General features: G+C 41.7%; 22 protein-coding genes and 1 pseudogene. 4 read left to right on the top strand and 19 right to left on the bottom strand.

What is annotated here, in order from left to right; genetic code table 11:
• Entirely contained in the window at window positions 1–615 is a 615-nt protein-coding gene (locus tag QMF37_RS05690) for an NAD(P)-dependent oxidoreductase (RefSeq protein WP_071153487.1), read from the bottom strand.
• A 42-nt stretch (window positions 616–657) separates the two neighbouring features.
• Complete coding sequence (locus QMF37_RS05695; protein ID WP_071153486.1) at window positions 658–1,389, bottom strand: NADPH-dependent oxidoreductase; 732 nt, start codon at window positions 1,387–1,389, stop codon at window positions 658–660.
• Between the two features lie 103 nt (window positions 1,390–1,492).
• On the opposite strand from QMF37_RS05695, the gene QMF37_RS05700 reads away from it, so the two are divergent.
• Window positions 1,493–2,047, top strand: a complete 555-nt coding sequence (locus QMF37_RS05700; RefSeq protein ID WP_071153485.1) for a M15 family metallopeptidase — start codon at window positions 1,493–1,495, stop codon at window positions 2,045–2,047.
• A gap of 115 nt (window positions 2,048–2,162) precedes the next feature.
• Here the strand turns inward: QMF37_RS05700 and QMF37_RS05705 are convergent, their stop codons facing one another.
• Together QMF37_RS05705 and QMF37_RS05710 are read right to left on the bottom strand one after the other, a co-directional pair.
• The gene (locus QMF37_RS05705; RefSeq protein WP_071153484.1) at window positions 2,163–3,158 is read right to left on the bottom strand and encodes a GNAT family N-acetyltransferase; all 996 of its coding nucleotides are present in this window, start codon (window positions 3,156–3,158) and stop codon (window positions 2,163–2,165) included.
• Window positions 3,159–3,164: 6 nt separating this feature from the next.
• Entirely contained in the window at window positions 3,165–3,827 is a 663-nt protein-coding gene (locus QMF37_RS05710) for a Dph6-related ATP pyrophosphatase (protein ID WP_071153483.1), read from the bottom strand.
• A 226-nt stretch (window positions 3,828–4,053) separates the two neighbouring features.
• Between QMF37_RS05710 and aldA the strand changes: the two genes are divergently transcribed.
• Entirely contained in the window at window positions 4,054–5,502 is a 1,449-nt protein-coding gene (gene aldA / locus QMF37_RS05715) for an aldehyde dehydrogenase (RefSeq protein ID WP_071153482.1), read from the top strand.
• 52 nt (window positions 5,503–5,554) lie between these two features.
• On the opposite strand, the gene fumC is transcribed toward aldA, so the two are convergent.
• From fumC to QMF37_RS05745, 6 genes are all read right to left on the bottom strand, one after another.
• A complete protein-coding gene (gene fumC / locus QMF37_RS05720; RefSeq protein WP_283477137.1) occupies window positions 5,555–6,937 on the bottom strand; it encodes a class II fumarate hydratase in 1,383 nt (460 codons plus the stop codon).
• Window positions 6,938–7,019: 82 nt separating this feature from the next.
• Window positions 7,020–8,519 carry a UDP-N-acetylmuramoyl-L-alanyl-D-glutamate--2,6-diaminopimelate ligase gene (locus QMF37_RS05725; protein WP_283477138.1) on the bottom strand — a complete coding sequence of 500 codons (1,500 nt, stop codon included), beginning with the start codon at window positions 8,517–8,519 and terminating at the stop codon, window positions 7,020–7,022.
• Between the two features lie 195 nt (window positions 8,520–8,714).
• A complete protein-coding gene (locus tag QMF37_RS05730; protein ID WP_058386477.1) occupies window positions 8,715–10,244 on the bottom strand; it encodes a flotillin family protein in 1,530 nt (509 codons plus the stop codon).
• Between the two features lies 1 nt (window position 10,245).
• Window positions 10,246–10,803, bottom strand: coding sequence for an NfeD family membrane protein (locus tag QMF37_RS05735; protein WP_071153480.1), 558 nt, complete (start codon window positions 10,801–10,803; stop codon window positions 10,246–10,248).
• 108 nt (window positions 10,804–10,911) lie between these two features.
• Complete coding sequence (locus tag QMF37_RS05740) at window positions 10,912–11,625, bottom strand: hypothetical protein (protein ID WP_071153479.1); 714 nt, start codon at window positions 11,623–11,625, stop codon at window positions 10,912–10,914.
• Between the two features lie 99 nt (window positions 11,626–11,724).
• Complete coding sequence (locus QMF37_RS05745; RefSeq protein ID WP_283477141.1) at window positions 11,725–12,264, bottom strand: P-loop NTPase family protein; 540 nt, start codon at window positions 12,262–12,264, stop codon at window positions 11,725–11,727.
• A 235-nt stretch (window positions 12,265–12,499) separates the two neighbouring features.
• Here QMF37_RS05745 and QMF37_RS05750 point away from each other — a divergent pair, with 235 nt between their 5' ends.
• Window positions 12,500–12,700 (top strand): cold-shock protein, encoded by a 201-nt coding sequence (locus QMF37_RS05750; RefSeq protein WP_006830093.1) that lies wholly within the window; start codon window positions 12,500–12,502, stop codon window positions 12,698–12,700.
• Between the two features lie 297 nt (window positions 12,701–12,997).
• Here QMF37_RS05750 and QMF37_RS18265 read toward each other — a convergent pair whose 3' ends face one another.
• From QMF37_RS18265 to QMF37_RS05785, 7 genes and pseudogenes are all read right to left on the bottom strand, one after another.
• Window positions 12,998–13,978: a serine hydrolase domain-containing protein gene (locus QMF37_RS18265; protein ID WP_283477433.1), complete on the bottom strand. Its 981-nt coding sequence runs from the start codon at window positions 13,976–13,978 to the stop codon at window positions 12,998–13,000.
• Between the two features lie 135 nt (window positions 13,979–14,113).
• Window positions 14,114–14,671: pseudogene (locus tag QMF37_RS18270) on the bottom strand (serine hydrolase); the annotation flags it as partial.
• 93 nt (window positions 14,672–14,764) lie between these two features.
• The gene (locus QMF37_RS05765) at window positions 14,765–15,223 is read right to left on the bottom strand and encodes a GNAT family N-acetyltransferase (RefSeq protein WP_283477152.1); all 459 of its coding nucleotides are present in this window, start codon (window positions 15,221–15,223) and stop codon (window positions 14,765–14,767) included.
• Window positions 15,223–15,675: a hypothetical protein gene (locus QMF37_RS05770; RefSeq protein ID WP_078080090.1), complete on the bottom strand. Its 453-nt coding sequence runs from the start codon at window positions 15,673–15,675 to the stop codon at window positions 15,223–15,225. Before QMF37_RS05770 ends, QMF37_RS05765 begins: the two co-directional genes overlap by 1 nt.
• A gap of 220 nt (window positions 15,676–15,895) precedes the next feature.
• A complete protein-coding gene (locus QMF37_RS05775) occupies window positions 15,896–18,514 on the bottom strand; it encodes an MMPL family transporter (RefSeq protein ID WP_283477155.1) in 2,619 nt (872 codons plus the stop codon).
• 3 nt (window positions 18,515–18,517) lie between these two features.
• Window positions 18,518–18,961 (bottom strand): MarR family winged helix-turn-helix transcriptional regulator, encoded by a 444-nt coding sequence (locus tag QMF37_RS05780; protein WP_058386484.1) that lies wholly within the window; start codon window positions 18,959–18,961, stop codon window positions 18,518–18,520.
• Between the two features lie 112 nt (window positions 18,962–19,073).
• A complete protein-coding gene (locus QMF37_RS05785) occupies window positions 19,074–20,156 on the bottom strand; it encodes an AI-2E family transporter (protein WP_071153473.1) in 1,083 nt (360 codons plus the stop codon).
• Window positions 20,157–20,301: 145 nt separating this feature from the next.
• Between QMF37_RS05785 and QMF37_RS05790 the strand changes: the two genes are divergently transcribed.
• Window positions 20,302–21,132, top strand: coding sequence for an undecaprenyl-diphosphate phosphatase (locus tag QMF37_RS05790; RefSeq protein ID WP_283477158.1), 831 nt, complete (start codon window positions 20,302–20,304; stop codon window positions 21,130–21,132).
• 41 nt (window positions 21,133–21,173) lie between these two features.
• Here QMF37_RS05790 and QMF37_RS05795 read toward each other — a convergent pair whose 3' ends face one another.
• Together QMF37_RS05795 and QMF37_RS05800 are read right to left on the bottom strand one after the other, a co-directional pair.
• Window positions 21,174–22,301 (bottom strand): CAP domain-containing protein, encoded by a 1,128-nt coding sequence (locus QMF37_RS05795; protein ID WP_283477160.1) that lies wholly within the window; start codon window positions 22,299–22,301, stop codon window positions 21,174–21,176.
• A gap of 529 nt (window positions 22,302–22,830) precedes the next feature.
• Window positions 22,831–23,664 (bottom strand): DUF368 domain-containing protein, encoded by an 834-nt coding sequence (locus tag QMF37_RS05800; protein WP_071153470.1) that lies wholly within the window; start codon window positions 23,662–23,664, stop codon window positions 22,831–22,833.
• Between the last annotated feature and the right edge of the window lie 55 nt (window positions 23,665–23,719).

A 23,719-nucleotide genomic window follows, 5' to 3' on the forward strand; every position in this document is an offset into this window, starting at 1 on the left:
TTAATAAGCCAAGCCTACACGTCGCTGAACAAATTCTGTTGATTCAAGCTGATGATAAGCAAATTCTGCCGTATCGCCAACTGTAATTTCTTTGCCTTCTTCGGGCAGCAGATCCTTTTCTGCCCGGTAGTTCCCGCGTACCTCACCATCTGGTAAGTATGTAGGACAAACAATCGTCCACTCAAGCTCAGTCTTTTCGAATAAGCGATAAACCGCTTCATGCTCTTCAGCAGCAAAAGTCAGCTTGCGCTTAGAATCTCCACCCTCGTAACGAAGCAGTCCAGGGCTCAGTCGGCTATCTAAAATTCCAGCTGTACCAATTGTTATCACTCGTTTGATGTGATGACTTTCCATAGATTTTACAATCAAAGGTGCCGCTTCAGACAAAGTTGTCGTTCGATCTGTACCCACAGCGCTGAAAACTACTGTAGTTTCTGCGATTGTTTTTTCAATATCTTCTGCGTTTCGTATATCCCCTAGAATAATTTCCAAATTCGGATGGGTTTCTAATTTTTCTGAACGAACCAAAGCTTTCACGTGATGACCATCAGCGAGAGCTCGCTTGAGAATTTCGCCTCCAACGCGGCCTGTCGCTCCGAATAGCGCTAGCTTCATAGCTTTTCCTCCTAGTAGTTAACTTCAATATCAGTCTAATTTTTATTTAAAATGATAGCCTTTTTTCGCCAATACTTCTTTTAAATCTTGGCGATGTGGCTTACCTAGAAAATCAGCCATCTGCTTTGTCCACGTCGCGCTTTTTTGATTTGAATCGCGGCTTGCGTAATAGGCTTGAATTGTGCTGTCGTATTCCGGCAGGAGGATTTCGTATTTTGCTTCATCGTAGTTATTTTCATGCAAAATAGCATGAACTGGCAAACGTGGCTTTACGCCATTCGCTTCGTTCGGAACACCAATCGTCAAACCGTAAACTGGGAAGACGCCTTCTGGTAAACCGATCAACTCGCTAATTGCTTCCATATTGTTGCGGACACCACCGATATAACAAATACCATAGCCTTTTGACTCGGCTGCGAGTACAAGATTTTGCGCGAGTAACCCAACATCGGTTACAGCCACAATCATATTTTCAGCACGATCAAAGACGATTTCTTGTTGATGCAATTTCCCGGCATGTTGCAAGCGGTTATAATCGGCACACATTAAGAAAACAGCTCCTGCACCTTCCATTTGCTTAGCATTTTTAGATAACTCGCCTAGCTTTTTACGTTTCTCAGGATCTGTCACCCAAACAATCGAGTAAGCTTGGACGAAATGGGAAGTAGCCGCATATTGTGCAGCTTCAATCAGTTCGCTAACTTCCTCCCGTGATAATTGCTTTTCTTTATAGTCCCGAACAGATGCATGTGCTTTCATTAATTCGATAACCATTAATTAGCTCCCCTCTCTGACTGTTTCTCTTATCGTACCAAATTCTTTGTCGTGTTACTGTTTTCGTGATTTTGCTACAATAGAATGGATAGAGGTGAAAGATTTGAAACACACAAAAACTGCTTTCTCAATTTTTTCCTTATTAATTCTTGGTAGTTTTTTATTTATATGGCTCGAAAACGAATTAGCCTTTCGAGAACAATTAAAAGAACGTTCTTTACCTTCCGGGCTGCATCCTATCGTCGAAGAAAAGCGAGATTTATTGGTCAATCAAGCTGCTGAAATTGGGATTAACATTTTAATTACAGACGGTTACCGTTCGCCCGAAGAACAGGATGGATTGCACAGTCAAGGTCGCAATACCCCTGGTTCTGTCGTTACCCATGCACAAGCTGGAGAATCCTATCACAACTATGGATTAGCTATCGATTACGCATTACGCCTTGATGATGGTTCAGTCGTGTGGGATACGACACGTGATGGCAATGGCAACGGGGAAAGTGATTGGTTTGAAGTTGCCGCCATCGGAAAAGGGCTAGGCTTTGACTGGGGAGGCGACTGGCAGCGCTTTAAAGACTACCCTCACCTCGAAATGACTTTCGGCTTGTCGATTCGCGAGTTGCAACAAGGATGGCGGCCAGAAGATAAAATGGAGTAAACAAGGGAACTTCAGAAACCCCTATAAACAACGAATGAAAATCAATTTAAAAACACACAAATCAAAAAGCCGATGACTCTCTATCTCGAGAGTCATCGGCTTTTTAACTCTTTTTCTATAACTCCCCGTGTGCCCAAGCAATACGGGGATCAATCTTTCTCGTCATCCTCACCATGATTGGTTGAAAGCCCATTCGCGGCCAGAAATAAGAAGCCAGTTGATTTGCGGTGTTCCAGTCCGCAACAAGATAGTCAAATCCTTGCTTTTTCATTTCACTGAAACAATGATTGGCTAATGCTTTTCCGACCCCTCGTCCGCGAAGATCCGGATTTGTCGAGGCAGCAGGAAGTTCTGCACAGTTCTCAGGTGTCACTAAACTCATCGGCTCTTCTTTCCTGAAATATACATGGAATCCAGCGATTCGATTGCCTTGCTCGGCCATCCATAAATAGGCATCTTCATTTTCCGTCAAAGCTTCATAGTTTTCCTTAACATCTTCCAATGTTTCTCGTGTGATGGGTAACCAAGAAGGAGCAGTTGCTTGGTGAATGCTATTCCACATAGCCATTTTCTTTAGTAGCGGCGAGTCTTCTCGATCCCCTTTTCGAAACTCTAGCTTGGGAATAGAGCCAGTTTTCGGTTTGAAATCATCAAGTGACAGAACTCCATATTTTTGATCAAAGCTAAACGATTGGTCTAGCCATTGATCAATGACCAGCTCGTTGCCAAGAGGCGCTAACAACATATGATGGAAATAACCGTTCTTTATCCATTCAGCTCCTGCGTTTGCATATAATAGCCTCAACAACCGGGGATGTTCATGTCCACTGATTGCGATAGATTCATAATCCATCCAGACGAAACGTCCATTTTTAGCATCTTCTTTAAATTCATAAAGCAAGTAGCCAATAACGTCAATTCCCCTCACTGCAACAATGCCATTGATAAATGGCCGTTCTAATAGCTTTCGCAGGACTGTTTCTGCATCATCGATTTCTTCAAATCGTTCAGGTAGAAAATTAAAGATTTTACGTTCTTGTTCATGCCGTTTTGACAACAGCGTAGACATTTGGCGAATATGCTTTTCTTCCATCCCTGTAATTTGAATCATCCACAATCACTCCTCTGAATGAAGTTTCACTTCTAGTATCCCATAATTACCAGCTTTCACCTTGTCACCAAACTGAACAGGAATCGGTTCTACAAAGATTGGGCCATCCACAATCATCGTATGGAATTCTCCTTCTTCTCCGCAGGCATCAATCCCCGCAGCTTCTAGTTCATCAATTAACTCATGTGTAAATTCACGTCCTAAAAAGCGTTCATCCAGCCGTGTCGTATCTACAACTGTAATAACAGCCCGAAATCCTTCATCCACCAATTCTTTCAACAGGTTTTTTCGCGGCTCTTGCCATAGTGGATGATGAACATCAATTTGTGCTTCGGCGCTAACTTTTTGCACCCACTCTAAATGATCTTGCAAATCAATATCGCCATAGACCCCCATATTGATACCTTGTGCTTTGAACTTTTTTAAGTGTTCGATAAATTCTTTTTCATATCCAGACCAACTAGCTTTTCCAATGACCAACGGCAAGCCCATACGTTCAGCTTGTGCTTCCATCACTTCAATCGGCAGGCCATGCGATCGTGATTTGGTACCATCTTCTTCGAACATAGTAAATAATGCGAGTGGCATATGCCCCTCTAGCACTGCGCGATAATAGGCAAGTGCGGAATCTTTTCCGCCACTCCACGACATAATAAATGATTTTTGCATAACACACCTCTTCTTTGTAATTCTTTGTTAGTGTAACTAATTCGCCACAGTTTGGTTAAAACCCTTCTGCATAGAGTCTTTTGAAGTTCTAAAATAATAAAAAAATGAGTAATACGCAGGGAAAAGATTGTCTTCATCTCGGCAATTTACCATTAGACATCGCTCTTTCTGTTTAGCACAGTAAAGCACAGGGAAAACTTTAAGCAGAGACAAAGGAGGCATACACATGCAACAGCATAAAATATATATAAATGGGGAGTACAAAGAATCTACAGGAACCGAGTGGATCGATATCATAAATCCTTCGACTGAAGAAATCATTTCACAAACACCTAAAGGAACTAAAGAAGATGTGGATCGTGCAGTAGAAGCCGCTTTTCAAGCACAAAAAGCATGGGAACTCACACCTAACATCGAGCGCGGCAAAATCGTTCGCAAGCTTGGCGACAAAATTGCTGAAAAACGTGATACATTTATCGATTTATTGCAGGAAGAACAAGGAAAAAGCTATGAATTGGCCAGCGGCGAAGTTGATCTCGCCATTGATTATTTCCACTATATGTCTGAATGGGCACGACGCATCGAAGGAGAGATTCTACCAAGCGATCGTCCAAATGAAAACATTTTTATCTATAAAAAACCAATTGGTGTTGTAGCTGGCATTATTCCTTGGAATTTCCCAGTCTTCATACTTGCCAGAAAAGTAGCAACAGCGCTTGTAACCGGCTGTACAATTGTTATCAAACCCAGCCAACAAACACCAAACACTGCCATGGAATTCACAAAAATCATCCATGCGATGGATGAGGTTCCAGCAGGTGTCTACAATGTTGTAACCGGAACTGGCTCTGAAATCGGCAACGCCTTGGCGTCACATGAAAAAGTGCAACTGGTTACCTTAACCGGTAGTGTTCCAGCAGGCACCAAAGTAATGGAGGCAGCTGCCAAAAATATCACAAAAGTCAATTTGGAATTAGGCGGTAAGGCACCAGCAATCGTCACTCAAAACGCAGATCTCGACTTGGCAGCTGAAGCGATCGCCACTTCTCGTTTAGCCAATAATGGACAAGCCTGCACAAACGCTGAACGTGTTTATGTGCATGACAGTGTTGCAGATGAATTCACAAACAAAATTATTTCACTGTTCGAATCGAAAGTTATGGGGGACCCGCGCCAGAATAAAGAAGCTGACATGGGACCACTTGTCAGCCAGGAGCGTCTCGACACCGTAGACGACATGGTCAAACAAGCAGTAACAGAAGGTGCCACTGTGGCAATTGGCGGAGCACGTGACAGTAGCCGCTCTGGCTTTTTCTACAAACCCACCATCTTGACAAATGTTGAACACGATTCAGCTATTATCCGAGATGAAATTTTTGGTCCAGTGTTGCCAATCACCACTTACAGCACCTTAGAAGAAGCGATTGAAAAAGCCAACGATACAGAATTCGGCTTGTCTTCTTCCATCTACACAGACGATATAAACGAAGCTATGCAAGTTATCAATGAACTGAAGTTCGGTGAAACCTACGTAAACCGCGAAAATTTTGAAGCAATCCAAGGCTATCACGCCGGTATGCGTAAATCTGGACTTGGCGGAGCAGACGGCAAACATGGCATGGAAGATTTTCTAGTCACACAAGTCGTTTACATGCAGTATAAAAATAGTAAATAACTAAAAGCAACAAAAAAAGCGGCTGGGATTTTCCCAGCCGCTTTTCATCTTGTTATTTTCCTACCATGTTCTCTGGTTTTACCCATTCGTCAAACTGATCAGCAGTCAAATGTCCACTGTTTACGGCAGATTCTTTTAATGTCGTACCGTCTTTATGTGCTTGTTTAGCAATGGCAGCTGCATTTTCATAACCGATATGCGGGTTCAATGCTGTCACCAACATCAATGAATTGCTGACGTGGTTTTGGATAACATCCAAATTAGCTTCGATGCCTACTGCACAATGATCATTAAAGCTGATCAAGCTGTCCGTTAGAAGACGCACAGACTGCAAGAAGTTGTAAGCGATAACTGGCTTGAAAACATTCAATTCAAAGTTCCCTTGACTTGCCGAAAAGCCGATGGTTGCATCATTACCCATGACTTGAGCTGCAACCATGGTTAATGCTTCACTTTGTGTTGGGTTTACTTTACCTGGCATAATCGAACTACCCGGCTCGTTTGCAGGAATCGTGATTTCGCCGATTCCGCTACGTGGACCGCTTGCCAACCAACGTACGTCGTTGGCAATTTTCATTGCGTCTGCAGCTAATGCTTTAATCGCCCCGTGCGTGTAAACCATTTCGTCATGGCTTGTTAATGCATGGAATTTGTTTTCTGCAGAAGTAAAGTTAGTACCTACTGCTTCGCTAATGAATTCAGCAACTGAAGGGCCAAATGTTGGATCAGCGTTAATGCCTGTCCCTACTGCAGTTCCTCCGATTGCCAATTCGCGCATATACTCAACACTTTCGCGAATCATGTGTTCGCTTTTCTCAAGCATGTGTCTCCAACCGCTGATTTCTTGTCCAAGCGTTAGTGGTGTGGCATCCTGTAAATGAGTGCGTCCGATTTTGATCACTTCGTCAAACTTCTTCGCTTTTTCATCCAATGTTGCTTTCAGCTTTTGAACAGCTGGTACAAGGTTTTCTGTTACAGCTAAAACGCCTGCAACGTGCATAGCCGTTGGATACGTATCGTTAGAGCTTTGAGACATGTTCACATCATCATTGGGATGAAGTTTTTCAGCTGAATTTTGTTCTGCTAAAATTTCATTTCCGCGACGAGCAAGAACTTCGTTCATGTTCATATTCGACTGCGTACCGCTGCCTGTCTGCCATACCACTAATGGGAAATGCTCGTTCCACTTGCCTTCAATGACTTCGTTTGCAGCAAGTTCAACAGCTTTCATCTTAGCTTCTGACAATTTCCCAAGTTTATGGTTTGCTTTAGCTGTCGCTTTTTTCAACTGGGCAAAAGCCATAACCACTTCATGCGGCATACGCTCTGTACCGATTGCAAAGTTTTGTACACTGCGCTGCGTTTGCGCGCCCCACATTTTATCTGCTTCAACTTGAATTTCACCAATGGTATCTTTTTCTGTACGATATTGCATTCCATTCACTCCAATTCTGTTGTCTATGACTTCTTCTCTTCTATTATAACCACATTTGGCCGCCAAAAAGCGACCTTTCGAGTTAAAAGTCGCTGGTTTTGCTACTGAAAAATTCTTCTATAATCGCTTCATCAGAATGCGGAATATATTTTCCTTTGACGATTTGCGCTCCGTTGATTGAGCCACTGGATAGCAGTACTAAATCATCCGGTCCACTTTCTTGAAGAGCTGCTAGAACCGCCTCACGCCTCGACTCCGCTGTCACTACGCGTTGCTTGTAAGGTACTGTAAAGCCTTTTAACACCGCATCAATTACTAAGCTGGGCTCATGAGAACCAGGATGATCCACAGTTACCACAAGAACATCCGCTTTGCCTTCAGCTGCTTTGGCCATCTTCGGCATTTTTGAAAAATCCCGTATACCAATACCTGCGATAAGTGCAATCAGTCGATTATGCGATAATTTCTTAACTTCTTGCAAGACGGCCGACAAGGCGACAGGTGTATGGGCATAATCCAAGATGATTTTCCGATTTTCAGGACCTTGGATTACTTGAAAGCGCCCTTCCACTTGAGACATCTTCGGCAAAACCGCCAAAATCTCTTCTATACGGACGCCCGATAAAAGAGCCGCACCAATCGCCGCCGTTAAATTGGCCGCATTGTATTCGCCGAAAAGAGGTACGTGAATTGGCCAACACTCCTCTTCGTAATATAAATCAAATTTCAAGCCCGTGTCTGAAGATTCACAAGCCGTCCAAATCAAATCGGCACTAGAATCCATTTGGTTGCTGTATGTTAAATGAGGATAGTGAACAACCTCCAAAATCTCTTTAGCCATGCCTTCGTCATCTATGTTGATTACAGCCGCTTTAGACTGTTTAAACAACATTAATTTGGATTGAAGGTAATGATCAAATGTCTTATGATATTCCAAATGCTCTTCCGAAATGTTGGTATGAATCGCTACATCAAAACGAATCCCTTCGACGCGTTTTTGATCTAATGCAATAGAAGTGACCTCCATTGCTACTGCACGATCTTTTTCCAATACAAAACGCGCAAAAATTTTATGGAGATCAGAAGAAATTGGCGTCGTGGGAGTGCTTTTAAAAAAAGGAATCTTGCCATCCGTTCTTAAAATTCCGGTCGTCCCGATAAATCCACAGGAAATGCCAAGAAGATTGAACAAATCGTAGACATAAGTAGCTGTAGTTGTTTTACCATTAGTTCCCGTAACAGCAACCTTGATTAAATCTTCTTGAGGCGAGTGATAAAAAAAATCAGACATATAGGCAAGTGCCATCCGAACGTCCGCAACTACCGCGAAAGATAGATTGGGTTGTTTTTTTGCATGTTCAGTTAGTAACAGTTTATCGGATCCGATAATTGTTGTGGCTCCTCCAGCAATGGCCTCGTTGATATATAAATGTCCATCTGTGTGTTCGCCAAGCACGCAAAAGAAAGCACAACCTGGAGTAACTAATGTGGAATTGTACTCAATCGAGCTGATTGTTGATTTTTTAGGTCCAAATTGCATAAGGATCGGAAAAGAAGGAATCGTGCAAAGTTGTATATCCATTAAAAGGCTCCTCAAGGAAAATTCAAGTCAAATACCTATGGTTTCACAGGGATATGTATCATTATTCTATCATTTCCGTCTTGCATCGCAAACAGTTTTAATTTAACTTTTCTGAAATAAAGTTATTTTCTATCATTTCACAGAAATCAAAAAAGCCTTTACTCAAAACAATTCGAGTAAAGGTTTTTCTGCTTTTTACACTTCTATTTTCTTTGCAGGTTGCTCTTTTTCAGCCAGTTCATACCGTAGCTGTTCAATTGTTTGTGCATATTCCGATTTCCCTGTTAAGTTCTCCAACATTTCTCGCACATCAATTCCGGAAGATTCTTTTAGCGTTTCTTGCAATGTGGACATTAAGTTGGTTGCATACGAAGTTACTTTATTGGCACCGCCACCTTCACCGCTACCCGTATCCACAACCGTAATCTTATCAATATTGGCGAGTGGGCTAGCGATTTCTCGGGCATATTCCGGTAACATTTTGACAATCATATCTAGTGTCGCTGCCTGGCCATACATTTCAAAAGCTTCAGCAATTTTCCGTTTCGCTTCAGCTTCTGCTAACCCACGTAAGCGGATGATGTCCGCTTCTGATTCTCCTTGCGCGCGCTGGGAATCTGCTCGCGCTTGGCCATCTAAGCGGATTTTCTCTGCATCGGCTTTTGCCATTGCTTCCACGCGGTATTTCTGGGCGTCTGCATCTGCCAATTGCTTAGACTTTTCTGCTTCTGCCGCTTGTTCAACCGAATAGCGGTCCGCATCTGCTTTTTTCTTTACTTCAGAATCGTATTGTCGTTCACGACGCTGAATTTCTTTTTCTTCTAATTCAATCTGTTTTTGTCGTTCGATAATTTGAATTTGCATCTCCTGTTCGACAACTTCCTGCTTGGCTTTTGCTGTTTCAAGTTCGTACGCTTGATCGGCACGAGCTTTTGCGATATCTTGCTCCCGTCGATATTCAGCTACTTTTAGCAAATTTTCTTTTTCTGCTTCGGCAATTTCTGTCGCCCGTTCAATTTCAGCACGCTGAGCATCTTTCCCTGCTTCAGCACGTTTAATGCGCGTCTGCATTTCAGACTCTGCTGTTGAAATATCGGCATCTCGTTTTACTTGGGCGATTCGTGCTTTCCCCAACGAATCCAAATAACCGTTTTTATCTCGAACGTCTTTGATTGTAAACGAAACGATAATAAGGCCCATTTTTGCTAAGTCATGCGACGCGACACGCTGCACTTCTTGTGAAAACTTATCGCGGTTTTTATAAATCTCTTCAACTGTCATTGAACCAAGTATCGAACGTAAATGACCTTCTAGCACTTCTTTTGCTTCGTTTTCTCGGTCTTCTTTTGATTTTCCAAGGAATTGCTCAGCAGCTGTTGCTATTTCTGAGATAGAGCCGCCGATTTTAATGATTGCAGTTCCATCCGCCATAACCGGCACGCCTTGCTCTGTATAAACTTCAGGTGTTGTTACTTCCAACTTGCTAGACAATAAGCTCAAAGGAGCCGCTTGCTGGAATACCGGTAACAGGAACGTTCCTCCTCCGCGTATAATCTTGATTCGATTTCCTGAATCGTCGGTATGCACATTCTTCGACCCCAAATAACTACCTGTCACAATCAGCGCTTCATCCGGCCCTACAGTCTTGTATTTAGTAATATAAACTCCGACAATCGCCAATAAAACAAAGCCAGCAACTCCCAATGCGATCAAGCCCATCTCCATTTCAAATCCCCCTAGCCATTTTTGTTTTCTTTCCAAAATTTACTGGCACGTAAGCTCGAACGTATAAAGTGCCGTCATTTACTTCAACAATCAGTACTTTCTCGTCTTGACCAATGGCTTCATTGTCATAGCCCGCTGCACGCTTTGAAATCATTCCCGCGTAGGTTTCTAGGACTACTTCGCCGTAACCATCGACAGGAATTGGAGTGATGACATTGGCCACTTGACCAGGTAACGAATCTTCTGAATAAGCAATAGATGATTCGGCAGAAGACAATGGCAATAAAATAAAAAAATAAAGTAAAAGATCTAATAACACTGCCGCTACTACAGCAATTCCTAATACTGACCATTCGTCAAATGTGGTCGCCGTTTCTAACAAAAAGCCGATTGCGGAGCCCATCGTCACAAATGCAAGAATCACAATTGGATTAAACACCGGAAATCCTTCTCCAAATTCGGCGACTTCGCCAAAAAAAACACATAAAACAGTTAATGCACCGGCTGCAAGCAGAATGTACATATAGAGTTGTTCCATCGGAAAACCAAAAACCTCCATTCCAAAACCTCCCATTCAAGTAAAATGATTTCCACATTACTTAGTAGTACGAATAATACAGGAAGAAGTTTCAGAATCATTTGAAATACACAAAAAAACCCGTTCTTTTTACAGAACGGGTTTTGCAAACTGAAGTTCATAAAAGCCGTGCACTAGCTGAAAATCAATGCCTACGTATCCTTCGTCAAGCAATTGTTGTTGCTTTTTCAGATCATCTAACTTTACCGTGACATGGCTGGTATAGTGAGCGACTGGGTTTTCTAAATCTTTCACCAGGATATAGCGAACCAATCCTGCATACTTTTCTTTTAAGGCAGCTATATACATTGCCTGTGTAAACTTGTCTTTCAAACTTGGAATATTCATTGGCGCAACCGTACAGCAAATATAGCGAAACTCATCTTCAAGATTAGGCAATTCTTTCATGATAACTTCGGCCAATTTTTGCTGCAAGCGGTTACCGCGGTATTCAGGCATCACCACAGAAATTTCTTGGTAAATCACTTTCGGCAACTCCTCTGGTGATAGACCAATATCCCATCCCAAATGCTCCTCGTCAATTTCTGGAATTAGTAATGCTCTAAAACCAATCAACTCATTCTCGACAAATGCCCCTATCAGCAAACCTTTCTGATTGAGGATAAACAAGAACTCTTCGGTAGTTAAAGCTTGAAGCGTAGCCTTTTCGGAAAGCGATTCCATTACTTTTGCTTGAACCTGTTCGATCACAGGTAAATCTTCCAAGTATAGGCGCTTCATTGAAAAAGGAAGTTTTTTATGAAGCACTTGGTTTGTTATTGTGCCTTCATGCAGCAACTTCATTAGCCATTCCCCTCCATCTATTTAGATAGCTTTAGAATACCACTTCCACCTGTTAACGTCTGCACATTTTCTTATTAACTCATTGAGCAGAAAATTTTTCTAGGAATCTGAAATAGACATTGTGGCTTTCTCTTTTAAAAATTCGTCAATATCTTGTTGATTGCGCAAAAAAAAGACGCTGTTCTGAGGACTTTCTTCTATAAACTGTGCTAGCCGTTTTCTCATTTTCACTTTTCTCGCACGATACGTAGAAATAATAAACGTAAAAAATCCTCTATCTAGTTTTTCTGGACAGCCACTTGCCATATCCGGGCGATTTTTTCCGTGGTACATGATTCTTCGCTTAACTACACGATACAGACAAACAGCAAGAGGACGCTCCAAATAGATGATTGTATCTGCTCGTTTCCGACGAATGTCATAGGTGGTCGAATAGTTGCCTTCAATAATCCAGCATTGCTGGTCAACTAAGTTCTTTTGATTTTCACTAAATTCTTCATGACTACTTTCCACCCACCCCGGCTTCCAAAAATACGTATCTAAGTGATAGACGGGTATTGCTAATTGTTCAGCCAACCTTCTTGCAAAGCTTGATTTGCCAACACCAGATGAAACGCCGAGCACTATAATTCTCTCCATACTGCATCCTCCTCACTACTTTTTTCTTTGACTTTTCATTATCATACACAAGGAATCTAGACTGTAGCAAAAAGAATATTTCATAATCACTTGCAATATATGTAACCCCGTGTTATTCTAAGGAAGAATTATTTTTGTTCGGATAACTTTTTACGAAGTGTCAGATGTTCATCTGCAAGATTTGAGCAAGGATAGTAATACAATGTATGCTCACGCATACGAGGAGGAAATACACATGGAACAAGGTAAAGTAAAATGGTTTAACTCAGAAAAAGGATTTGGCTTCATCGAACGCGAAGGCGGCGACGATGTATTCGTACATTTCTCTGCAATCCAAAGCGAAGGCTTTAAATCACTTGACGAAGGTCAAGAAGTAACGTTTGATATCGAGCAAGGCCAACGCGGTCTTCAAGCTACTAACGTTCAAAAAGCTTAATTTAACTTATCAATGAACTCTTCTTCGGAAGAGTTCATTTTTTATTATTATTTTTAAAGGGGCTGTCCCACAAGGTCATGAACAATGACGTTGTGGGACAGCCCCTTTTGCATACAATCCAAAAAACAGTCGAAGAAAAAGAGACTCTTTTTCTTCGACTGTTTTATATGAAAGACTTACAGGATATTCTTTTTTCAATTCAACCAAAAATAAAGTTGAAAGATCCCAAAAATTAAAATGCTTAATCCAACTGTGCTGAAAACGATTCCAAGCACCAACTTTTTTCCAGTCATCTCTTCACTCCTTTTCAATCTTCAACTCTTCAATGGTTTTGATGATGTCGCGCGCTCCCGAGTTTTTATTCGATAAGACTGTTAACACGCTCGCTTCTTCCGGGTAAAATGCTGAATGAAAACTGACACCAGGATCATAGCCCATAATATGGTATTTTGAAACACTATTCGCACGGCCTTGAATCCAGATTCCGTAGCCATAATCCCCGTTTTCTCCAGATGCATGAACTTGAAGCATTGCGCTCAGCATTTCTCTGCTCAACAAGGTTCCATCCATCAAACACTTCCAAAAATTCGCCATATCGCCTGCAGTGACGTATGCTCCACCGTCAGCGCCTCCACGGATTGGTAGGGCGTATTGATTGGTACGCCAAAAATCCGCTTCTTCTACATAGCCAATAGCCGTGTGAGCGGGCAATCGGTCCAAATAGAAGTAACCTGAACGCTTCATCTGTGCAGGAGCAAAAATCCGTTCTTCTACGACTTCAGCAAATTCTTGGCCAGTAACTTTTTCAATAATCAAACCAAGTGCAATAAATCCCGCATTGTTGTAGTGAAACCTTTCACCAGGCTCAAACATCACGGGCAAATTTTTAAATAAAGGAATAAAATCTGAAGCAGTTTGCATCAAATACATCGGTTGTTTCTTCCATAAATCCTCGAAATCACCTTCTATCTGTTCATCAAAATAATCGGGCATACCCGATGTATGCGTCAATAATTGATGAATGGTGACATCGAATTGCGGAAAATCGTGCGGCAGTAATTCAGATAATGTATTGCTGAAATCGAGCTTTCCTTCGCCCACCAATTGGCACACTACAACAGCGGTAAACAGTTTGCTGCCAGAAGCTATACCGAACCTTGTATCCACGGCATTTGGCCGTTCATCAGCACGATTGGCAAAGCCTCTTGCGGCTGTCCACATTTGCTCTTTTTGTAGATAAACGACACCTGAAAAATCGATTTCTTCCATCTTGCCCATAATCGGGTTGTCCGGCTTTTCTTGCTGGAATCGCCCTTCCTCTGTCATGCTAATTTGACGACCATCACGCAATTCGATTGCTAACGGATGGGTTTCGCTTTTTTGTTTAGAGAAATACCAAGTGCGTTTTGGTGCTACGAGAATGATAAAGGCATGCCCGCTTCCGAGAAAGTTCAACGACTTCGCATCAATGCCTTTGTTACCACGAACTGGAATGTCCATTTGCTCGATTAGCTCACCAACTTCTTCAACATACGGCGTAGTCATGCTTACTTCGCTAATATCGAGCAGAGAGTCTACTGTAAAATTACCCATACGATCAACGCTACGCCGCGCAATAAATTCGACGACGTTACCCGCAGGATCTTGAAAATAAAATGCATCTGCATCAAAATTAGCGTAGAACACTTCGTCCATGCCTTCTTGACGATTTAAAGTGACCCGTTCACTGGCCCAGTGTTTAGCAAGCGTATACTGATTGCCTGGTATGTTCAGTGCAAAGTGATAGATAGCTGGTCTTTCTGATTCCTGAAAAACTAATTGAGATTCCCCAATTGACAAAGTAAAGCTCGTTTCATTTTCTTCAACAATTCGAAAGCCTAATTGGTATTCATAGAATCCTTTCATATCCACTAACTGATTTGTGTATAAGGTCACTTTTTTGAACATGTTCTCACCCCTTCTCTTTAGCATACCGAAAAACCTAATTTTTTACCTCTAATTTGCCATAAAAAAGAAGAGCACAAGGCTCTTCTTTTTATGGCTGACTGAATACCTAAAGCGTGGTTAGTTGTTTATCGTATAACGAAGCCTAATCATATCCCGACATTCGATACCATTTTCAAAAATAGGTTCCGGATAATTCCGTATGAAAAAATCTGAATCGATGGCATGGAAGCGAAATCCACATTTTTGATAAAATGCAAGCTGGTCCATACTTGAATTACCCGTTCCAATTTCCACAAACTGAAAATTACGGTGTAGCGCTTCTGCTAAAGCATGCTGCAAAAGCCTCCGTCCATAGCCTTGGCCGCGGAAACTTTCCGCCACTGCTAGATTCTTGATTTCAATGGTGCTATCCGATAGAACGAGCAGAACGCATACGCTAATCACGGAACCTTCTTGTTCTCCAATCATGCACCAGCCAACTGCACAATAGGCACGAACCAATCTTTCTGAAGGATCCGCTTCTAGCAATAACTCCATCGGCAGCGGTTCATGAGCCTGCAGTAGACGGAATTCCATTATTTCTTTTCTTTAAAGCCTTGATCGATTAGGTAGTCTTCAGCATTATCAAAAGTCCCGAAGCTTTCTTCTAAGTTTTTACCTGTGTAGATATTCCAGAAAGGCTCTTCGTAAACCAAGTCTAGTTTCTCATTATCGCGGTTCACCCACGTCTTGTCGTATGGCGGTTCTGGCTCTAAAGAAAGGTAATCCAAGGAATCTGCTAATATGCTGCGCAGTTCCTTTTCAGAAAAATCACGAACATTAACAAAGCCTTTTTTGTCAGCATCGTAATGCGGCAAGTTGCCGACATAAACAAAACCGTTGCCTGTTGGATGCAAGTGATAAACAGCAATTTTCTTGTCGTATAGGCTTTCTTCGTAATGAAAGTTCACGCGCTTCATCGACACGTCTTTTCTTGTTAGTCCCGGAAAAGATTCAATGATTTCTAATTTTTGTTCAAATGTTAACAATCTCATTACCTCGTTTCTTAGTTTCACTTTGTTCAGCAAAAATCTTAGAAAGATCTAAGACATAAATCCACTTTCTTCTCATGAAGCCTGCAGACATATATAGTTACACCTATACATTTTTAATTACCACTCAGTATAACACGCTGAGCGTAATCCTACATCCATAGAAAAAAGCTGCGCGAACGCAGCTTTTGTTTTAGCAACACTAAGACTTACTTAATTACTTTTTCTTGCCAAACGGCCACCAAACTCCGCGGTCAAAGGATACTGAAATCGCGGGTATTAACAATGGCAAGACAATCAGTCCGTACAATAATAATCCTGTAATAACGATTGTCGCGATTTGTACGAGACTCAAAACACCAGACGGCATCATGGCACCGAACGTACCTGCAAGGATGATGGCAGCTGTAATAATGACTGTCCCCATCTTCGCCATTGATGTACGCATTGCGTCGCGAACCGTAACACCATTCGAGGATTCTTCACGGAAACGGTCGAGTAAGAAAATTGAATAGTCGACTCCTAACGCCACTAACATAACAAAACCAAAGAATGGTACTGCCCAGCTAATTCCGTCAAAGCCGAGACCATTGACAAAGATCAATTCCGCAATGGAAATTGATGTGTAATACGTCAACAATAAAGATCCGATCATATATAACGGCATAATCAATGAACGGAACAAAATGGCTAGGACAACAAACAAGCTGATTAACATGATAATGACTGTATTCGTAAAGTCACTAGATGAAACTTCTTCTAAGTCACTATTGATGCTCGAAATTCCGCTAAATGCGATTTCCGCGTCTTCAAGCGGCGTTCCTGCCACTGTACGTGCTACTGTTTCTTTAATTTCAGCCGTAATATCAATTGCCTCATGAGAGTAAGGATCTTCTGACAAGATGACTTCCATCATCATTCCTGTGCCATCTGCAAAAGAATAGCGATCCAATACTTGCTCAAAGTCTTCGCCTTCGAGTGTTCCTTCTGGAATGAATAAGCCGGTGTCACGCACCGATTCACTATCACTCATTTCTTGCATCATGTCGACTGCTTCTGTTAAACCAGTTTCAATTTCAGCAAGTCCAGCGTTTGAAGCGCCAACACCTTCTGCTAACTGTGTTAATCCTGCACTAAGTTCGGCAGTTTGACCAGCTGCTCCAGCCAAGCCTTGTTGAATCTCTGTTAATCCTCCACTGATTTGCGTTAACGCACCGATAGTTTGAGGAATATTGCCTGTTAACTGAAGTCCTTGTGACACTTGACCTAGTTGTTGATTGATTTGGCCAAGCCCTGCAGCTGCCTCAGTCAAGCCTGCGGAATTTCCCGCTTGTTCGCTAATAGCCGTTAGATTGGTTTGAACTTCTGTCAGCCCTGTTTGTACTTCACCAAGTCCATCACGCGCTTCACCAAGTCCATCAGCCAATAAGCCAAGTTGCTCGTCTACGTAAAGTTCGTCAATTACCTCACCGGTAGGGCGAGTAATCGATCGTACTGTTTCAACGCCATCAATTTTTTCAATCTCTGCACTTAATGATTCAAAATAAGGAACAGTTGATCGTTCTGTTAACGAATCAGCTGATTTGACAATGACTTGAACTGGCAATGAATCCCCTTTGCCAAAGCCTTCTTCAATTGCACGCAAGCCTTTCACCGACTCATATTCCGAACCGATTTCGTCCACCGTGTTAAACGATAAAGAATTATCGTACGTAAATAATAACGGGACTGTGATCAAAGCCACTACTAGCATTGACAGCAATGGTCGGTTAATCGACAGTTTACTCATGGTGATCCAGAGCTTACTATCGCTATGAGAAGCAGATTTTTTCGCTGGCCAGAATAATTTTTCTTTCAGTAAAGACATGAAAAACGGAACAATCGTGTACAGCACAAGTAATAGAACAAATATACCAACCGCGACCGCTACTGCTGATTTGAAGATTGGAAATTCAGCAAAGCCAATGGCGAAAAATCCGATAAATACGGCAATTCCACTAATCAACAAAGTTCTTCCGGCTGTTTTATACGTATTAATAATGGATTGTTCCACACCGTGTCCAGCCGATAATTCCTCTTTGTAGCGGCTCAACAACAAAATACAGTAATCTGTTCCGATACCGAATAAAATCGCTACGAGGAATATTTGTGTATAGTTAGAAACCGGAAATCCGAACCAGTCGATGAAAAATGCCACAATCGATTGACTCAATAAATACGAGATTCCGACTGCCACAAGTGGAATGAACGGTGTCACAATCGAGCGGAACACTGCCAGCAATAAACCAAAAATCAAAACAACCGTAATGATTTCTGTACGCTTCAAGCCTTCTTGTGCGCTAATATTGACATCATTACCAATGATTGCTTCGCCTGTTATATAAGCAGTCAAATCTTTAGGAATGATGGTTTCTCTAATTGTATCAGCAACTGCGTTTACTTCTTCGTTCGTACCATCAACCATAATCGGCATTAAAACCGTTTGCCCATCTTCTGAAATCAATTGTTCTTCCAACTCTTTACTTTCAACAGGATTTAATACACTGGTTATGGGCTCACCTAATGCTTCGATGTCCGTCACCATTTGCTCCAGTGTTTGTCGAGTGGCATCTGTTATCTTGTTTTCTAATGGGATAACAAGCGAAATGGTTTGTTCCGCAGCATCCGCGTCGCTCAAAATTTTTGAAGCAAGTTGCGATGATGCTTCATCCGATAATTGAAACGATCCTGCATCTTCTGCTTGCTTTGTTAAGTTCGGTGCCAATAAGAACAAGACCACCGTCAATACAATTAAGCCTATCGTAATTGGCCATTTAAATTTTAATACATTGTGCACGTATTACACCCCATCCATTTTTATAATTGTTTTTAGTTTTCGGAAAATCGTCAGAAACTGGTCTATTTCTTCGTCTGCAATATTCTCAGACATCAACTTCTCAATGTAATCTGTTAGCACTTGATCCAACTCCAAAATAAGTGCTTGCCCCTTATCTGTCAGTTCCAACAACTTCTCGCGTTTATCTGCAGTTTGAACAACTTGAATCACTTCTTTTTGCAACAATTTTTTAATACGACTGGATATTGCACTTTTATGCACAGCTTGCAGCACAGCTAGTCTCGATGAAGTAATCTGCTGTTCTGTACCAATCAGCTTTAACATTTGGATTTGCTCAGGTGAATATTCTTTCCACAAAGGGTGATCGACCGACTTAATCACTCGCTCTGTTCCATAAACCAGCACTTCCTGAAAAAGATCAACCGCTTCTTTTATTCGTCCATCCAAAATAGTTTACCCCCTCAACCATTATTAATAGTTTAGGGGGTAAACCTTTTAGCGTCAAGGCAGATATTCTATTCTATAGAAAAAACCTGTGAACAAAGTTCACAGGTTCTCATTATTCAATATCACGCGTAGCAGTGTTACGAATTTCATTGCGCCTTGCATACACATTTTTGGCAATGGTTTTGATAACGGCATATACCGGGATCGCTAAAATGATTCCCCATAAACCAGCAATGTTTCCTGCTGCAAGGATTAATGTAATGACCGTCAATGGATGAACGTCCAGTGATTTACCCATCACGTTCGGTGTGATGAAATTACTTTCAACTTGCTGTGCAATGAGCATAATGATGGCTACATAAACGGCCATAATCGGTTCTTGCACAAGGGCAATGAGTATTGCCGGAATAACCGCAATGTAAGGCCCTAAAAATGGAATGACGTTCGTTGCCATACCGATTAAAGCTAATAGCAGTGCATAGTCTAAACCGATGATCAAATAACCAATTAATAGCATGAGGCCAACGAGGAAGCTGACAAACAATTGACCTTGGATATAGGCTTGTAAGGTATCATCGATATCCTGTAAAGTTTTACGAACCCATCTTTTGCGCTCTCCAGAAAAAAAGCCCGAAATAAACGGTACAAATTTCTTATGGTCGACCAAGAGGTAGACTAAGAAAAAGGGCACTAAGACTAAAGTGATGACACCTGAGACGAAGCTACCGATAAAGGACACAATCCATCCACCAATATCACCAAGACGGTCACCGATTTGGCTCGTCATCCCGGTTAACTGCTCTTCAATGGAATCCGGAAGACGTTCTCGCTGATCAAATACATATTGGCTGGATTCTTCAACGCTCTGTATAATTTCAGGTGCATTGTCTACCAGTGCATTGATTTGACCTGTAACAATTGGACCAATCATGATATAAAACAAATAAAAGACTAAAACAATCGACAACAGAACGGTAAGAACTGCAGCCCATTTCGGAAATTTTCGCTTCATCAGAAAATGCAAAACCGGTCTTGTCAGATAAAATAAGACGCCTCCCAACAATAACGGCACAAAAATCGTCCCTGCTATAATGAATAAAGGTTCGAAGATCCCTTGTACTTCAATAAATAATCGAATAATGACTAAAGTCAAGATAATTCCTACACCTACTTGAAACCAAAGCTTGTTCGTCAAGCATTCCACTCCCTTTCTTTCAATAGTATACCCAGTTTACCATGAAAATATGGTATTATATTTTTTATGTTGTTTTGAAATTGTTGCTCGAAAAACACCACCAACAGATAAAATAAACAAATGAATCTATGGAGGAATTATTTCAATGGACCAACTATGGCTTACACTCAAATTTCTGCTTCTTGGCCTTTTCCAAGGTCTTACGGAACCGATTCCCATCTCCTCAAGTGGACACTTACTAATTGCACAGTATTTTTTAGATGTTCAAATTGAAGGAAGTGTGTCAACTTTCGCTTTGCTAGTCAATAGCGCATCACTTATTGCCGTCTTGATCATTTACCGTGAGGACGTTCAACGTCTCGTTGTTAACGGCTTAAAATACTTTACGGTAAAAAATACCGACACCAAAAGGGATTTCATGTTTATTGTTTACTTGGTGGTCGCGACTATTCCTGCTGCAATCATCGGCCTGTTATTTCAAGATGCGATTGATGACAAACTTTCAACCATCGTGACAGTTGGCTTGACCTTAGTTGTTACGGGCTTTGGCCTTTGGTGGATTCGCAATATGCGTGGTCAGCGAAAAGATGGCAATATGACGATGAAAGACGCAGTTATTATTGGCGGCGCGCAAGCAGTAGCACTGATTCCGGGAATTAGCCGCAGTGGCGCCACAATTGTCGCGGCGATGGCCCGTGGTATCAATCAAGAAACAGCTTTGCGTTTTTCTTTCTTATTGTTTATCCCGATTAGTTTAGGTGGTGCTGTTTTAAGCATTACCGATATCATTAAAGACGACAACTTAGCTGCTATGGCCATTCCTTACATCATGGCTTTTCTGGGGTCTCTAGTTGCTTCGTATTTTTCACTAAAGTGGTTCATGAACATTATGGCAAAAGGTCAATTAAAGTATTTTGCTATTTATTGTTTTATCGTCGGCCCACTAGTTGTTTTCGCTTGGTTTTTATTAAATTAACAGAACAGGCAGGCTGTCAACATTGACAGCCTGCCTTTACTTTATCGATCGAAAAAATTTGCTGTATAATAAGGCTGATTTTCTGAGTTAAATGCCGTTCCTACTCCTAAATACCTAAACTCCGGTTTAAGAATGTTTTCACGGTGACCTATGGAATTCATTAATCCTTCATGTGCAAAAATACCACTGTATTGACCATATGCCAAATTTTCACCGGCCACAAAAAACTCAATCCCGTCTTCATTCATTCGATCAAAAGGCGATTGACCTGCCAGATTTGTGTGGCTAAAATATTGGTTTTCTGCCATATCATCGCTATGCTTCCGAGCCGTTATCATTGTCTGCTCATCCCATGTCAGCAGCGGTAAGTTTCGTTGAATACGAGCTGAATTGGTTAATTCAAAAAGTAAGTATTCATAGCCCTCTTTTAATTTTTCATTAGGCTCTGCATAAATTTCGGGACGTTTTTTCTCAAGTTCCTCATGAACGACTTGTACAGCAGTTACAGTATCTTCTTCATGGATATCGTAAAAAATTGTCGTGTACGTATTGTCAGTTTTAAAAACATCGTATTCTTCCCGGGTATCCAGTATATATTGAACATTTCCTTTTTGAAGACTTTTTAATGGCGTGCCAAGTAAAGAACGGACATCCGATTTAGTAGAAAACATCGTAATGCCTTCCTTTGAGGAAAATAAATCTTGATTGGTAAACATGCCATTCACTTTGTCATTTTGGTCATAAGACAATAACACATAATTTTGATAATCCTGATGGTAGCTGTGCCAATCCGTTCCGTATTCATTGCGCATTAAGCGAAGCGGCAACCCGACCTTTTCTTGAGCTTCTTTTTTGTCCATACCAAGTGTGACATTATGAACAGCAATCAAAGAATCCGTCTCAACAAGTTCAGGCTTTGCTACAGCCTCCGGCAATTCAACCGAACTCGAAACAATTAGTGACTGCAACTCGGTACCCATGCGGGATGTGAAATTTTTGGCTTCTTCAAAAGCCTGTGATACTTCTGGATGTTCAACAATATTTTCAACTGTACGATCGACAGAATCTAAAAAACTCAAATCGACATATTCCCCAACAGGTTCTTCCCAAATCGGGCGTGCAAAAAAAACCGCCAGCAACACAACAATCAACCAAAACAGTTTCCGCATATGCATCACCTCTTACTCTTCATTTTACTGGCAAACCTATCAGCAACAAAGCAAAAAGCCTTTAGACACCGAAAAGCGCAAGCGCCCATGTAGATTCGACGGGCATAAGACGGACCAGCAGTATGGCGCTCTTTGCCATACAGCTGGGTTGGCTTATGACCCTAGAATCTGGGCGCTGGAGCTAGACACCGAAAAGCGCAAGCGCCCATGTAGATTCGACGGGCATAAGACAGACCAGCAGTATGGCGCTCTTTGCCATACAGCTGGGTTGGCTTATGACCCTAGAATCTGGGCGCTGGAGCTAGACACCGAAAAGCGCAAGCGCCCATGTAGATTCGACGGGCATAAGACGGACGCTTTCCGCGGGCACGGAAAGCAGCCACCCTTATGTTCCTTCCCCCTGCTCATTCCTTTGAAAAAACAGAAAAAGGATTGACTACAAATAAGAAAACGCCCGGATAAAAAAAACTGCCGAGGTTTCTCGACAGCCTGAAGGTGCCATCACAAGTGATGACACCTTCTTACATACTTATACTTCTTCTGTTATTGCCGTTTTTTTAGGTGAACTAAATAGTAACGTAAAGGACAGTCCAAGCACGAACGTCACCACGCTAGCGATTAATGTAGTCAAGTCGCTCGAAAACCCGGGAAACACAACAAACAAAGAACCTAAGATCAAGCCAATAATTGCTGCGTAAGTCACATAAGTAAAATGCGCTAACAAGTACTGAATGGCTTTACTGCTGACAATAAAGCCAACAATCACACCGGCTCCAATAGCCAAAGCGATTGGAATATTCAAAGTGGAGAGCGCATTGATAGCTGTCGAATAGACACCCAGTAGCAACAGAATGAACGAACCACTGATACCTGGCAATAGCATAGCCATACTCGCCAACCAGCCTGAGAAAAACAGTAAAAAGAAAACAGGTAAAGTCAGCGACGTAATAGGTGCCAGATTTTCTTCTGTCGGGATAAAAGCTGTAACTGCCAAGGCAGTTCCGATTACACCCAACACAATCAAATGTCTAGCAGTAAAGTTCTTTTTGACTTCTGCTTGCTTCATGATATACGGGATAACGCCGATGATCAGCCCCATAAAGAAAAACTGAGTCGCTTCGTAATAATGCTCTAATACATACTCAATTACACGACTGAATACTAGCAGTGTAATGACAATTCCTATGCCAAGAGGCACTAAAAAACCTAAATATTTTTTCCAATCACGGCTGAAAAATCCACTGATTGACTCTAGTAATCGGTCATAAATCCCTAAAATAAACGCAATTGTGCCTCCGCTGACTCCTGGGATCAAATCACTGATGCCCATTAAGATGCCGCGGTATATATTCTTCCATTCCATTCGTCTAATCTCCTCGTCTTCAAATAACTTTTATTAGTATAGCATGGGTGAATTG

The organism is Planococcus sp. S3-L1 (assembly GCF_030063085.1).
Taxonomy (GTDB): Bacteria; Bacillota; Bacilli; order Bacillales_A; family Planococcaceae; genus Planococcus; species Planococcus kocurii.